12 protein-coding genes are annotated in these 13453 nt (G+C 72.0%); 6 read left to right on the forward strand and 6 right to left on the reverse strand.

Annotated features, from left to right (window positions below; genetic code table 11):
• The first annotated feature begins 20 nt into the window (after positions 1-20).
• From AC1DYZ_RS11745 to AC1DYZ_RS11760, 4 genes are all read left to right on the forward strand, one after another.
• The gene (locus tag AC1DYZ_RS11745) at positions 21-191 is read left to right on the forward strand and encodes a translation initiation factor 2 (RefSeq protein ID WP_456824283.1); all 171 of its coding nucleotides are present in this window, start codon (positions 21-23) and stop codon (positions 189-191) included.
• Between the two features lie 197 nt (positions 192-388).
• Entirely contained in the window at positions 389-3133 is a 2745-nt protein-coding gene (gene acnA / locus AC1DYZ_RS11750; protein WP_477065369.1) for an aconitate hydratase AcnA, read from the forward strand.
• Between the two features lie 69 nt (positions 3134-3202).
• Positions 3203-3337, forward strand: a complete 135-nt coding sequence (locus AC1DYZ_RS11755; RefSeq protein WP_477065370.1) for a hypothetical protein — start codon at positions 3203-3205, stop codon at positions 3335-3337.
• Between the two features lie 38 nt (positions 3338-3375).
• Complete coding sequence (locus AC1DYZ_RS11760) at positions 3376-4224, forward strand: hypothetical protein (RefSeq protein ID WP_477065371.1); 849 nt, start codon at positions 3376-3378, stop codon at positions 4222-4224.
• Between the two features lie 11 nt (positions 4225-4235).
• Here AC1DYZ_RS11760 and AC1DYZ_RS11765 read toward each other — a convergent pair whose 3' ends face one another.
• Genes AC1DYZ_RS11765 through AC1DYZ_RS11790 form a run of 6 tightly spaced genes read right to left on the reverse strand, consistent with a single transcriptional unit; the run spans position 4236 to position 9034 of the window.
• A complete protein-coding gene (locus AC1DYZ_RS11765) occupies positions 4236-4673 on the reverse strand; it encodes a DUF1801 domain-containing protein (protein ID WP_477065372.1) in 438 nt (145 codons plus the stop codon).
• Positions 4674-4675: 2 nt separating this feature from the next.
• Positions 4676-5284: an isochorismatase family protein gene (locus AC1DYZ_RS11770; RefSeq protein ID WP_477065373.1), complete on the reverse strand. Its 609-nt coding sequence runs from the start codon at positions 5282-5284 to the stop codon at positions 4676-4678.
• 40 nt (positions 5285-5324) lie between these two features.
• Complete coding sequence (locus AC1DYZ_RS11775) at positions 5325-6197, reverse strand: aminoglycoside phosphotransferase family protein (RefSeq protein WP_477065374.1); 873 nt, start codon at positions 6195-6197, stop codon at positions 5325-5327.
• Position 6198: 1 nt separating this feature from the next.
• Positions 6199-6885 carry an NUDIX hydrolase gene (locus AC1DYZ_RS11780; RefSeq protein ID WP_477065375.1) on the reverse strand — a complete coding sequence of 229 codons (687 nt, stop codon included), beginning with the start codon at positions 6883-6885 and terminating at the stop codon, positions 6199-6201.
• A complete protein-coding gene (locus tag AC1DYZ_RS11785) occupies positions 6882-7574 on the reverse strand; it encodes a type 1 glutamine amidotransferase (protein WP_477065376.1) in 693 nt (230 codons plus the stop codon). Before AC1DYZ_RS11785 ends, AC1DYZ_RS11780 begins: the two co-directional genes overlap by 4 nt.
• Before the next feature lie 5 nt (positions 7575-7579).
• Positions 7580-9034, reverse strand: a complete 1455-nt coding sequence (locus AC1DYZ_RS11790; RefSeq protein ID WP_477065377.1) for a GuaB1 family IMP dehydrogenase-related protein — start codon at positions 9032-9034, stop codon at positions 7580-7582.
• Positions 9035-9212: 178 nt separating this feature from the next.
• Between AC1DYZ_RS11790 and dxs the strand changes: the two genes are divergently transcribed.
• Positions 9213-11096: a 1-deoxy-D-xylulose-5-phosphate synthase gene (gene dxs, locus AC1DYZ_RS11795; RefSeq protein WP_477065378.1), complete on the forward strand. Its 1884-nt coding sequence runs from the start codon at positions 9213-9215 to the stop codon at positions 11094-11096.
• 82 nt (positions 11097-11178) lie between these two features.
• Positions 11179-13452, forward strand: coding sequence for a formate C-acetyltransferase (pflB, locus tag AC1DYZ_RS11800; protein WP_477065379.1), 2274 nt, complete (start codon positions 11179-11181; stop codon positions 13450-13452).
• Position 13453: the final 1 nt, after the last annotated feature.

The raw sequence follows: 13453 nt of genomic DNA on the forward strand, positions 1-13453 counted from the left end.
CGGCAGAGGGGAGCGGCACGGTGAGCGACAAGGACGCGGTGAGCCGGCTGGCGGAGGCCAAGCGGTTGGTCACCCAGGAGCTGCACAAGCAGGGCACGCCCGACTACGACCCGCGCTCGCACCAGCGCGCGATCGAGGCCGAGCGCAAGGCGCAGGACGCCGTCGACGCCGAGCGGGCAGCCCAGAGCTGAGCTCCGCCCGCGGGCCCCGCGCACACGCGCCACGCCGAGGTGGACGCGCGTGCGCGAGGGCCCGCGAGCATGTATCTTGATGTCGAGATAAATCGCGACCCGCGGCCACCTAGGCTGAGAGGTCGCACCCCCAGCGGTCCGGGTGACTACCCATCCCCGGCAGCACCACCGGCAGACTCGCCAGCGAAGGAGCCCCCGTGAGCAGCGTCGACAGCTTCGGTTCGAAKGGAACACTCGAGGTCGGTGACGCCTCGTACGAGGTGTTCCGTCTCTCGGCCGTGCCGGGCGTGGAGAAGCTCCCGTTCAGCCTCAAGGTGCTCGCGGAGAACCTCCTGCGCACCGAGGACGGCGCCAACATCACGGCCGACCACGTGCGCGCGCTCGCCGAGTGGGACCCGGACGCCCAGCCCGACACGGAGATCCAGTTCACGCCGGCGCGCGTGATCATGCAGGACTTCACCGGCGTGCCCTGCGTGGTCGACCTGGCCACCATGCGCGAGGCCGTGGTCGACCTGGGTGGCGACGCCAGCCGCATCAACCCGCTCGCCCCGGCCGAGCTGGTCATCGACCACTCCGTGCAGATCGACGTGGCCGGCCGCGCCGACGCGTTCGAGCGCAACGTGGCGCTGGAGTACGAGCGCAACCGCGAGCGCTACCAGTTCCTGCGTTGGGGCCAGACGGCGTTCGACGACTTCAAGGTCGTCCCTCCGGGCACCGGCATCGTGCACCAGGTCAACATCGAGTACCTGGCCCGCGTCGTGATGGTCCGCGACGGTCGCGCCTACCCCGACACGTGCGTCGGCACCGACTCCCACACCACGATGGTCAACGGTCTGGGCGTGCTTGGTTGGGGCGTCGGCGGCATCGAGGCCGAGGCGGCCATGCTGGGCCAGCCCGTGTCGATGCTCATCCCGCGCGTCGTCGGCTTCAAGCTCACGGGCACCATCCCGCTCGGCGTCACCGCGACCGACATCGTGCTCACCATCACGCAGAAGCTGCGTCAGCACGGCGTCGTCGGCAAGTTCGTCGAGTTCTACGGCGAGGGCGTCGCGGCCGTGCCGCTGGCCAACCGCGCCACCATCGGCAACATGAGCCCCGAGTTCGGCTCGACCGCCGCGATCTTCCCGATCGACTCCGTGACGATCGAGTACCTGCGCCTGACCGGGCGCTCCGAGGAGCAGCTCGCGCTCGTCGGGGCGTACGCCAAGGAGCAGGGCATGTGGCTGGACCCGACCCTGGACAGCTATGTCCAGCCGGTGTTCTCCGAGTACCTCGAGCTCGACCTGTCCACGGTCGTCCCGTCGATCGCCGGCCCGAAGCGCCCGCAGGACCGCATCGAGCTGTCGCGGGCCAAGGAGCAGTTCCAGCGCGACCTGCCCACCTATGCGCCCGAGGTCACCAACGGGGTCGACGAGGCCGAGCGAGAGTCGTTCCCCGCGTCCGACTCGCCCGCGATCACGTCGTCGGCCATGCGCGTGTACCCGACGACCGACACGCAGGGCCGGTCGTTCGACCTGTTCCACGGCGCGGTCGCGATCGCGTCGATCACGAGCTGCACCAACACGTCGAACCCGTCGGTGATGATCGCCGCGGCGCTCGTCGCCAAGAAGGCCGTCGAGAAGGGCCTGACCGCCAAGCCGTGGGTCAAGACGTCGATGGCGCCCGGCTCGCAGGTGGTGACGAACTACTACGAGAAGGCAGGCCTCTGGCCGTACCTCGAGAAGCTGGGCTTCCACCTGGTCGGCTACGGCTGCGCCACCTGCATCGGCAACTCGGGCCCGCTGGACGAGAAGGTCTCGGAGACCGTGCAGGAGCACGACCTCGCCGTGGCCGCCGTGCTCTCGGGCAACCGCAACTTCGAGGGTCGCATCAACCCCGACATCAAGATGAACTACCTGGCGTCCCCGCCGCTGGTCATCGCGTACGCGCTGGCCGGGACCATGGACTTCGACTTCGAGTCGGACCCGCTGGGCCGCGACGAGGCCGGGCAGCCGATCTTCCTGCGGGACATCTGGCCGTCGCCGGACGAGGTGCAGACCACGATCGACTCGTCGATCGACCGCGCGATGTTCACCAAGGACTACGCCGACGTGTTCACCGGCGACGACCGGTGGCGCGCGCTGCCGACGCCCGAGGGTGACACCTTCGAGTGGGACACCGAGTCGACCTACGTGCGCAAGCCCCCGTACTTCGACGGCATGCAGGCCGAGCCGTCGCCGGTCGTGGACTTCCACGGCGCGCGGGTGCTGGCCAAGCTGGGCGACTCGGTGACCACCGACCACATCAGCCCGGCCGGCTCGATCAAGGCCGACAGCCCCGCCGGGCTGTACCTGGCCGAGCACGGCGTCGGGCGTCGCGACTTCAACTCCTACGGCTCGCGCCGCGGGAACCACGAGGTCATGATCCGCGGCACGTTCGCCAACATCCGGCTGCGCAACCAGCTGGTCCCCGGCGTCGAGGGCGGTTTCACCACCAACCTCCTGACGGGCGAGCAGTCGTCGATCTACGACGCTGCGCAGGCCTACCAGGAGGCCGGCATCCCGCTCGTCGTGCTCGGTGGCAAGGAGTACGGCTCCGGGTCGTCGCGCGACTGGGCCGCCAAGGGCACCAGCCTGCTGGGCGTGAAGGCCGTCATCACCGAGAGCTTCGAGCGGATCCACCGCTCCAACCTCATCGGGATGGGCGTGCTCCCGCTGCAGTTCCCGGAGGGGGAGTCGGCCGACTCGCTCGGCCTGGACGGCACCGAGACGTTCGACATCACGGGCGTCACCGCGCTGAACGAGGGCACCACGCCGAGCACCCTGGCCGTCACGGCGACCAAGGCCGACGGCACGGTCGTCGCGTTCGACGCGGTGCTGCGCATCGACACCCCCGGCGAGGCGGACTACTACCGCAACGGCGGCATCCTGCAGTACGTGCTGCGCTCGCTCGTCAAGGCCTGACGCACTCGTTCGCGAGCCCGGTCCCCGCGTGGGGTCCGGGCTCGCGGCGTTCACGGGTGGGACAGGCCTGTGACGGCCCGCCGAGCGCAGCACGCCACCGCGCTGCGCGACCTCGACGACGCCGCCGTGTGGCGGATTGGACGCGCACAGCGGGCTGCCCTGCCCCCGACGAAGAAGCGGATGCCGACGCTGCCGGGCCGGTGACTTTGTGACGGCCGTGGTCCGCGGCCTAGCCTCGGTCCATGACCGATGTGCGCCACGTCCCGTTTGGTCCCGCCCCGCGGCCCACCAGCGACGCAGAGATCGCGACTCGCGTCCGAGAGCTCCTCGTGACCGCGGGGCCGCCTGACGTCCGCGGTCTGGACCAGGTCGACATCGCGGCTCACCTGGACGGCGCCGACATCGCGTCCCTGGTCGTGGACGCCACGGGTGTCGCCGTCGGGGTCGACCGAAGCCACCCGGTGCGCCTCGGGTCGGTCGAGGTCGCGCACCGCGAGCCGGCGGTCGTCCGCACGTTCGAGCTCGCCGCGCACCCGGTATTCGTCGCGGATGTTCCCGTGGACGTCGACATCACCGCGAACAACCTGCACTTCGCCTGGGCCACGACCTCGGACGACCAGCTCGTCATCGAGATACGGCCCGCCTCCGACGACGAGCCCGTCGTGGGCTCAGTCAAGATCTCCGCACCGCGCAAGGACATCGAGAGTGCAGCGCGCACGGCACTCGGCGACGCGCTCAGGGCGAAGGGCCTCAAGCTGACGGCCCTCGACATCGAGCTCGAGAACCGTGGACCACGCGCGCTGTCTCTCCGGGCGTCCGCCAAGGTGCAGAAGAGCGTCATGCGCGCCGCCGTCACGGCGACGGCCACGGCATCCATCGACGACGCCCTGGTGCTCTCGATCAGCGACACGAGGCTGGTGGGCAGCAACCCGCTCGTGGACGGACTCCTCGCGCCGTTCCGGTCGAGGATCGCGGCCGAGGGAGAGCGCACGATCGACCTCGCCGCCCTGCTCCCCGCGGGGGTGACCGTGTCCGACGTGAGCGTCGTGGCAGGCGCCGAGAGCGTCGTCGTCTCGGTGACGCTCGGGTAGGAGTCGGGTCGTCAGGTGAGGCGGGTGCCGAACACGCCCGCCGTGACCGCGGCGTACGAGCGGCGCACGACCTCCTCGAGGACCGCGAGGTCGACGGCCTCGAGGTCCTTGACGTACAGGCAGCCCTTCCCGAGCGTGTGCGGCCCGAGGGTCGCCAGCAGGTCGGCGTGCGCCTCGACGCCGTCCGGGAAGTAGATCGTCGTCGCTGGCTTCCGGGGCGAGAAGCCCGCCGCTGCCATGTCGCCCTCGCGGCCCGACGGGTAGCGGTAGTGGTAGGTGCCGAAGCCGACGATCGTCGGTCCCCACATCACCGGAGGTTCGCCCGTCACGCGCGTCATCAGCGCGACCAGGCGCTCGGCATCGCGGCGACGCACCGGGTGCTCGACCCCCGCGAGGAACGCGGCGGCGTCGGCGTCCGTGGCGGTCGTCCTGTTCGGCTCGTCGGCCACGGTCAGACGCCCGGTCCGACGTCGATGCCGGCCGCGGCGAGCTCGTCGAGGGCGGCGACGGACGAGGCCGGCGCCACGCCGGCGACCAGGTCGGCAAGCACCCGGACCTCGAACCCGGCGTCGCGGGCGTCGAGCGCGGTCGCGCGCACGCAGTAGTCGGTCGCCAGCCCGGCGACGTCCACGCGGTCGACCCCGCGGCTGCGCAGTGTTTCGGCCAGGTCCGTGGTGCCCGCCCGTTCTGCGGCTGCGCCGAGGGACCGGCCTTGGAACCCGGAGTAGTCCTGGCGGGACTCGCCCTTGAGCACCTCGACGAGGCGGTCGGCCGGGATGTGCAGGTCGGGGTGGTACTCGGCCCCCGGCGTGCCGGCGACGCAGTGCACCGGCCAGGTGTGCACGTAGTCGGGGTTGCCGTCCGCGGCGAAGTGGCCGTCGTTGGTGTCGGGCAAGGGGGCGTGCCAGTCGCGGGTGGCGACGACGAGGTCGTACGCGTCGGGGTGCGCGGCGAGATGCCTGGTGATGCCGGCCGCGACGCCTGCACCACCCGCGACGGCGAGGGACCCGCCCTCGCAGAAGTCGTTCTGCACGTCGACGACGATCAGTGCGGTGCTCATGACGACCGGCTCCGTTCCCTCGATCCGACGATAGGCCGGTTCACTCGTCCGCGAGCCCCTGCACGACCCCGTGACGGCCGATCTCGGCGAGCGTGGGGTGATCGACGGGGTGCATCTGCAGCGTGACGGACAGGTGCAGCGCCCACGCCTGCGCCCGCCGCCACGTCGCGTCGTCGTACGTCAGCCGGTCGCGAAACGCCGCGCGCCCCTCGGGGTCGAACGTCAGCCACGCGGTCGAGAGGTCCGACGCCGGGTCGCCCGAGGTCACGTCCCCGAAGTCGATGACCGCGCGCAGGCGTCCGTCGTGGACCAGCAGGTTCGCGGGGTGGGGGTCGCCGTGCAGCCAGAGCGCGGGCCCGTCCCAGCCGGGTGCCGCGGCCAGCTCGCGCCAGCGCTCGAGGATGCGGTCGCCGTCGGGCAGCGCGAGCGCGTCGAGGCGCTCGCGCAGCGCGGGCTCGCGCGGCGCGATCGGGACGCCGCGGAACGGGTTGACAGGGGCGTTGTCGGGGGCCGGACGGTGCAGCGCGACGAAGACGTCCGCCAGGTGCGTKGCCCACGCGGTCCGGCCCGGCACGGGGGTGCGGTGCGCGGCGACGGCGTCGAACCACGGCACGACGCTCCACGCCCACGGGTAGGTCGCCGACGGCACGCCGACGCGGACCGGGACGGGCACGTCGACGGGCAGGCGCGGGCCGAGCACCGGCAGCCACTGCTGCTCGTGGCTGACCAGCGGTGCGGCCATCTCGCGCACGGGGAACCGAGCGGCCAGGCGGTCGCCCACCCGCCACAGGGCGTTGTCCCAGCCGGTGCCCGCCCAGGTCAGGGGCAGGTCGGCCAGGTCGGGGTGCTGCTCGGCCAGGAGCGACCGGACGAGGTCCGCGGTGACCTCGACCTCGGGAACGGGGTGGACCACGTCAGCGCGCCGACACGGTGCGACGGACGTCGTACGGCACCGCCCAGCCGAGCGCGTCGAACATGCGGGCCAGCACGATGCCCGTGAACCCCCACACCAGCGTCCCGTCCACCGTGAAGGCCGGGGTGCGGACCGTGCGACCCCAGCGCGAGTGCTCGACGCTGGCCCGGTTCGCCGGGTCGAGCAGGTCGGCGACGGGCACCCGGAACACGTCGACGGTCTCGGCGTGATCGACGGCGGCGACCACCGACGGGTGGGTCCACCAGGCGGGCACGGGCGTGACCAGGTGGTTGCTCACCGGGACCGGGAGCGGCGGCAGGGTGCCCAGGACCTCGACGCCGGACGCGTCCAGCCCTACCTCCTCGACCGCCTCGCGCAGCGCGGCCTCCCGCGGGCCGGCGTCGGTGGGCTCCAGTCGACCGCCCGGGAACGCGATCTGGCCGGCGTGGTGACCCAGGGTGCCCGAGCGGCGCTGCAGCAGGACGTCGAGGTCGCTGGCCACGGCGGGTGCGGCGGTCCGGGCGGGCAGCGCGTCCAGCTCCCCGAAGAGCACGAGCACCGCCGCCGGGCGCGCCGTCGAGGGGTCCTCGAGCACGCGCACGGGGTCGACGCGCCAGTCGAGGCCGCGCGCGCACAGGTCGACCAGCTCCGCGCGCGCCCCACGGACCTCCTGCGTCGGTTCCGTCATCCGCGGGTCCGCACGAGCTCCCCGAAGCCGGCGAACAGCTTCTCGGCCGCGGGGATCAGGCCGGGCAGATGCCGCGCACCCGCGGAGCGGATCTCCTCGATCTCGTCCTGCGAGAGGCCGCCGACCATGTCGGGCGTCGTGAGCCACAGGTCGAGCATCCCGGCGTCGAGCTCCGGGTGGAACTGCAGGCCAAGGGCGCTGCCCGCCCGGAAGGCCTGCACCGGGGTGGTCTCGGTCGAGGCCAGCAGGGTCGCGCCCGGGGGGAGCTCAACGGTGTCGGAGTGCCAGTGCAGTACGGTCGGTCGCGTGCCGAGGGCGCCGAGCAGCGGGTCCTCCACGTCGATGTCGACGGGCGCGAAGCCGATCTCCGTCGCGGTGCGCAGGTGCAGCCGGGCACCCAGCGCGAGCGCGAGCAGCTGCATGCCGAGGCACACGCCCAGCACGGGGACGTCGGCGTCGACCGCGGCCGCGAGCAGTGCGCGCTCGGCCGCGAGGCCCGGGTGACCCGGCACGTCGTCGGCGTCCATGGGCCCGCCCATGACGACGACGCCCGAGACCTCGTCGAGCGACGGGAGGCGCGCGTCCTCGAGGTCGAGGACGGTGCGCACCCTGATCGGCGCGTCGAGCCCGCGCGCGATCAGCCCGGGGCCCTCGTGCGGCGCGTGCATGATCACCAGAACGGGACGCATGCCGGTCACCACCCGTCGGGCAGCGGGCGCCCCTCCTCGTAGCCCGCGGCCGACTGGATGCCGACGACCGCACGCTCGTGGAGCTCGTCGATCGACGAGGCGCCGACGTACGTGGCCGCGGAGCGGACGCCCGCGGTGATGGTGTCGATGAGGTCCTCGACGCCCGGCCGGCGGGGGTCCAGGAACATGCGGGAGGACGAGATGCCCTCCTCGTACAGCCCCTTGCGCGCCCGGTCGAACGCCGAGCCGCCGCGGGTGCGGGCGGCGACGGCGCGCGCGGACGCCATGCCGAAGGACTCCTTGTAGAGGCGGCCGTTGCCGTCCTCGTGCAGGTCGCCGGGCGACTCGTGCGTGCCCGCGAACCAGGAGCCGACCATGACCTGCGACGCGCCGGCGGCCAGCGCGAGCGCGACGTCGCGGGGGTGGCGCACGCCGCCGTCGGCCCACACGTGCTTGCCCAGCTCGCGCGCCGCGGCGGCGCACTCGAGCACCGCGGAGAACTGCGGCCGGCCGACCGCGGTCATCATGCGCGTGGTGCACATGGCGCCGGGGCCGACGCCGACCTTGACGATGTCCGCGCCGGCGGCGATGAGGTCGCGCGTGCCCTCGGCCGTGACGACGTTGCCCGCGACGACCGGCACCTGCGGGTCGAGCGAGCGGACCGCGCCGAGCGCGTCGAGCATCTTGCGCTGGTGACCGTGCGCGGTGTCGACCACGAGCACGTCCACGCCGGCCTCGAGCAGCTCGAGGGCCTTCTGCTTGACGTCGCCGTTGATGCCGACGGCCGCCGCGACGCGCAGGCGCCCGTTCGCGTCCACCGCCGGCTGGTAGATCGACGAGCGCAGCGCGCCGACCTGCGTGAGCACGCCGACGAGCTCGCCGTCGCGGACCACGGGCGAGAACTTGCGGCGCGAGGCGTGCAGCTGCTCGAACGCCGCCTCGAGGCCGCGCAGGCCGGCCTGCTCGACGACCGCGAGGTCGACCGTGGTGGGCTGGGAGCTCATCACCTCGGACACCTGCGTGAACCGGTCGACGCCGCCGCAGTCGGCCTCGGTAACCACGCCGACGGGCTTGCCGTCCTCGACGACGACCGCGGCGCCGTGGGCGCGCTTGCCGATGAGCGTCAGTGCCGTGTGCACGGTGTCGTGCGGGCTGACGACGACGGCGCTCTCGATGACGGTGTGCCGGGCCTTGACCGAGGCGACCACCTCGGCGACGACGTCGGTGGGGACGTCCTGGGGCAGGACGGTGATGCCGCCGCGTCGGGCGACCGTCTCCGCCATCCGACGGCCGGCGACGGCCGTCATGTTGGCGACGACGATGGGGACGGTGGTGCCGGTCCCGTCGACGGCCGTGAGGTCGACGTCGAAGCGGGAGGCGACCTCGGAACGCGACGGGACGAGGAAGACGTCTCCGTACGTGAGGTCTGAGGTGGCCGCGTGGCCGGGCAAGAAGCGCATGGGTATACCCCTTTCCGGTCCATGGTAGTCGCTCCGCGGGCCGTCTTCACGGGGCCTCCACACCGGCCTGACCTGCGCGAGAGGGTGTCGGATGCCCGGTCGGCCTACAGTGTGGTCACAGCTTTCGGCGTCCGCACGGTGCGGCACAGTCGCCGCACCCGGAGGAGGAGGCACCACCATGGGTCTGCTCGACCACATCAGCTCCCCGGACGACGTGCGCCGGCTCACCCCGAGCCAGGCCGACGACCTCGCCGCGGAGATCCGCGCGTTCCTGGTCGACCAGGTCTCGCGCACGGGCGGCCACCTCGGGCCCAACCTCGGCGTCGTCGAGCTCACCATCGCCATGCACCGCGTGTTCGAGTCTCCGCTGGACACCATGGTGTTCGACACCGGCCACCAGGCCTACGTGCACAAGCTGCTCACGGGTCGTCGCGACTTCTCCCAGCTCCGCAGCAAGGGCGGGCTGTCGGGCTACCCCAGCCGCGCCGAGTCCGCGCACGACGTCGTCGAGAACTCGCACGCGTCGACCGCGCTCAGCTGGGCCGACGGCATCGCGAAGGCCAACCAGCTCCAGGGGCGTGCCGACCGACACGTGGTCGCGGTGATCGGTGACGGCGCCCTCACGGGTGGGATGGCCTGGGAGGCGCTCAACAACATCGCCGCCGGCCAGGACCGCAGGCTGGTGGTCGTCGTCAACGACAACGGCCGCTCGTACGCCCCGACCATCGGCGGCCTGGCGCACCACCTCGACACCCTGCGCACCACGCGCGGCTACGAGAACGTCCTGTCCTGGGGCAAGCGCACGCTGCGCCGGTCGGGCACGCCGGGACGGATGACGTACGACGCGCTGCACGGGATGAAGCAGGGCCTCAAGGACGTCCTGGTGCCGCAGGGCATGTTCGAGGACCTCGGCATCAAGTACCTCGGCCCGGTCGACGGGCACGACGTGCCGGCGGTCGAGCGGGCGCTGCGCAACGCGAAGGCGTTCGGCGGTCCCGTGATCGTGCACGTCATCACCGAGAAGGGCCGCGGCTACGTCCCGGCCGAGCAGGACGTCGCGGACCGGTTCCACGCCGTCGGCAAGATCCACCCCGAGACCGGCCTGCCGGTCGCCCCGTCGCGGTTCGAGTGGACCAGCGTGTTCGCCGACGAGCTGCTGCGGATCGGGCGTCGCCGCCCGGACGTCGTCGCCATCACGGCCGCGATGCTCCAGCCCGTCGGTCTCGCGCCGTTCGCCGCCGAGTTCCCCGAGCGCGTGTTCGACGTCGGGATCGCCGAGCAGCACGCCGCGACGTCGGCCGCCGGCATGGCGTTCGGTGGCCTGCACCCCGTCGTGGCCGTCTACGCGACGTTCCTCAACCGCGCGTTCGACCAGGTGCTCATGGACGTCGCGCTGCACAAGGCCGGCGTCACGTTCGTGCTCGACCGGGCGGGCCTCACGGGCTCCGACGGCGCGAGCCACAACGGCATGTGGGACATGGCGATGCTCGGGGTGGTGCCGGGGCTGCGGCTGGCGGCCCCGCGCGACGAGGAGACGTTGCGCGACGCGCTGCGCACCGCGGTCGACGTCGACGACGCCCCGACGGTCGTGCGCTACCCCAAGGGTGCGCTGGTCGACCCGGTGCCGGCGATCGACCACCTCGACGGCGTCGACGTCCTGGCCCGGCACGAGGGGCCCGCCGACGCGCCGCACGTGCTGGTCGTCGGGTACGGAGCCATGGCATCGACCGCGCTGGAGACGGCCGAGCTGCTCGCCGCCCACGGCGTGCGCGTCACCGTCGCGGACCCGCGGTGGGCCCTGCCGGTGTCGGCCGCTCTCATCAAGCTCGTGGGCGACCACGACCACGTCGTCACCATCGAGGACGGGATCGTGGACGGGGGCCTCGGCTCGCACGTCGCCCAGCGGGCCCGCGAGGCCGGCATCGGGACGTCCGTGCAGGCCGTCGGGATCCCGCGCACGTTCCTCGACCATGCCACCCGCGAGCAGCTGGTCACCGAGCTGCGGCTGCACCCGGCGGACATCGCTCGCGACACGATCGCCGCACTCGGGCGCACGCCCTGACCCACGTGGGGCCTTAGGTCCCGTGCTCCGTCCCCTCCACCTCCGTAGCGTCGAGGTATCGACTACGTCGGAGGAGCACGAGATGTCCACCAGCACCCTGTCCGCCAGCCAGCGCCACGAGTCAGGCGCGAACCCCGCGTGGTACGGCTTCGCCGCGGGACCGTGGGCGGACCGGATCGACGTGCGGGACTTCATCCAGCGCAACTACACGCCGTTCACCGGTGACGCGGACTTCCTCGCTGGCCCGACGGACCGCACGACCGCTCTCTGGGGGCGGCTGACGGCCATGTTCCCGGCGGAGCGCGCCCGCGGCGTCTACGACATCGACCCGCACACGCCCTCGACGATCACCTCGCACGAGCCCGGCTACATCGACCGCCACCACGAGCTGATCGTCGGCCTGCAGACCGACGCGCCGCTCAAGCGCGCGATCATGCCCAACGGCGGCTACCGGATGGTCGAGAAGGCGCTGGAGACCTACGGCGTCGCACCCGACCCGATCGTCGGCGAGATCTTCACCAAGTACCGCAAGACCCACAACGACGGCGTGTTCGACGTCTACCCGCCCGCCGTCCGCGCGGCGCGTTCCGCGCACCTCATCACGGGCCTGCCCGACGCCTACGGCCGTGGCCGGATCATCGGCGACTACCGCCGCGTCGCGCTGTACGGCGTCGACGCGCTCATCGCGGCCAAGCGCGAGGACCGCGCCGACCTGGACCGCGAGCGCTCGTCCGAGCACGTCATCCGGGACCGTGAGGAGAACGCCGAGCAGATCCGGGCCCTGCAGGAGCTCAAGGTCATGGCCGCGTCCTACGGCTACGACATCTCCGGACCCGCCGCGACGGCGCGCGAGGCCGTGCAGTGGCTGTACTTCGCCTACCTGGGCGCGGTGAAGGAGCAGAACGGCGCGGCGATGTCGCTGGGCCGGACCTCGACCTTCCTCGACGTCTACCTGCAGCGTGACCTCGAGGCCGGGACCCTCACCGAGCAGGACGCGCAGGAGCTCATCGACGACCTGGTCATCAAGCTCCGCATTGTGCGCTTCCTGCGCACGCCCGAGTACGACGAGCTGTTCTCCGGCGACCCCACGTGGGTCACCGAGGCCATCGGCGGCATGGGTGAGGACGGGCGACCGCTGGTCACCAAGAACTCGTTCCGCTACCTCCAGACGCTCTACAACCTGGGTCCGGCCCCCGAGCCGAACCTCACCGTGTTCTGGAGCGACCGCCTCCCCGACGGGTTCAAGCGCTTCTGCACGCAGGTCTCCATCGACACCTCCGCGCTGCAGTACGAGTCGGACGACCTCATCCGCGATTCCTGGGGTGACGACGCGGCGATCGCCTGCTGCGTCTCGCCGATGCGGGTGGGCAAGCAGATGCAGTTCTTCGGCGCGCGGGTCAACCTGGCCAAGGCGCTCCTGTACGCGATCAACGGCGGTCGCGACGAGCTGACGGGCAAGCAGGTGGCCCCGCCGGCGGCGGCCGTCGTGGGTGACGTGCTCGACTACGACGACGTCGTGGCCAAGCTGGACGGGACGCTCGACTGGCTGGCCGAGACGTACGTCGACGCGCTCAACTGCGTGCACTTCATGCACGACAAGTACGCGTACGAGCGCCTCGAGATGGCCCTGCACGACCGCGAGATCCTGCGGACGATGGCGTGCGGCATCGCCGGCCTGTCCGTCGTCGCCGACTCGCTCTCGGCCATCAAGCACGCCCAGGTGCGCCCGGTGCGGACCGTCGACGGGCTCGTCACCGAGTACGAGGTCGAGGGCGACTTCCCGACCTACGGCAACGACGACGACCGTGCCGACGACATCGCGGTGTGGCTGGTGCAGACCTTCATGGCCAAGCTCCGCACGACACCGACGTACCGCGACGCGCTGCACACGCAGTCCGTGCTGACCATCACCTCCAACGTCGTCTACGGCAAGTCCACCGGGTCGACCCCCGACGGACGCCGGGCCGGGCAGCCGTTCGCTCCTGGCGCCAACCCCATGAACGGGCGCGACGCCCACGGGATGCTCGCCTCGGCGCTCTCCGTGGCGAAGCTGCCCTACGCCGAGGCGATGGACGGGATCTCGCTGACCTCGTCCGTCGTCCCGGCAGGGCTCGGACGGACCCGCGAGGAGCAGGTGACCAACCTGGTCGGGCTGCTCGATGCCTACACGATGTCGTCGGGGTACCACCTCAACGTCAACGTGCTGAACCGCGAGACGCTCGAGGACGCCATGGAGCACCCGGAGGACTACCCGCAGCTCACCATCCGGGTGTCGGGGTACGCCGTGAACTTCGTGCGGCTCACGCGTGAGCAGCAGCTCGACGTGCTCTCGCGGACGTTCCACGGCTCGGTGTGAG

It is taken from the genome of Cellulomonas sp. P1_C4 (genome assembly GCF_056406355.1).

Coding starts and splice junctions, on each gene's coding strand:
- AC1DYZ_RS11760 (WP_477065371.1), top strand. CDS start 3,376: ATGACCGATGTGCGCCACGTCCCGTTTGGTCCCGCCCCGCGGCCCACC.
- AC1DYZ_RS11770 (WP_477065373.1), bottom strand. CDS start 5,284: ATGAGCACCGCACTGATCGTCGTCGACGTGCAGAACGACTTCTGCGAG.
- AC1DYZ_RS11780 (WP_477065375.1), bottom strand. CDS start 6,885: ATGACGGAACCGACGCAGGAGGTCCGTGGGGCGCGCGCGGAGCTGGTC.
- AC1DYZ_RS11785 (WP_477065376.1), bottom strand. CDS start 7,574: ATGCGTCCCGTTCTGGTGATCATGCACGCGCCGCACGAGGGCCCCGGG.
- AC1DYZ_RS11790 (WP_477065377.1), bottom strand. CDS start 9,034: ATGCGCTTCTTGCCCGGCCACGCGGCCACCTCAGACCTCACGTACGGA.
- dxs (WP_477065378.1), top strand. CDS start 9,213: ATGGGTCTGCTCGACCACATCAGCTCCCCGGACGACGTGCGCCGGCTC.
- pflB (WP_477065379.1), top strand. CDS start 11,179: ATGTCCACCAGCACCCTGTCCGCCAGCCAGCGCCACGAGTCAGGCGCG.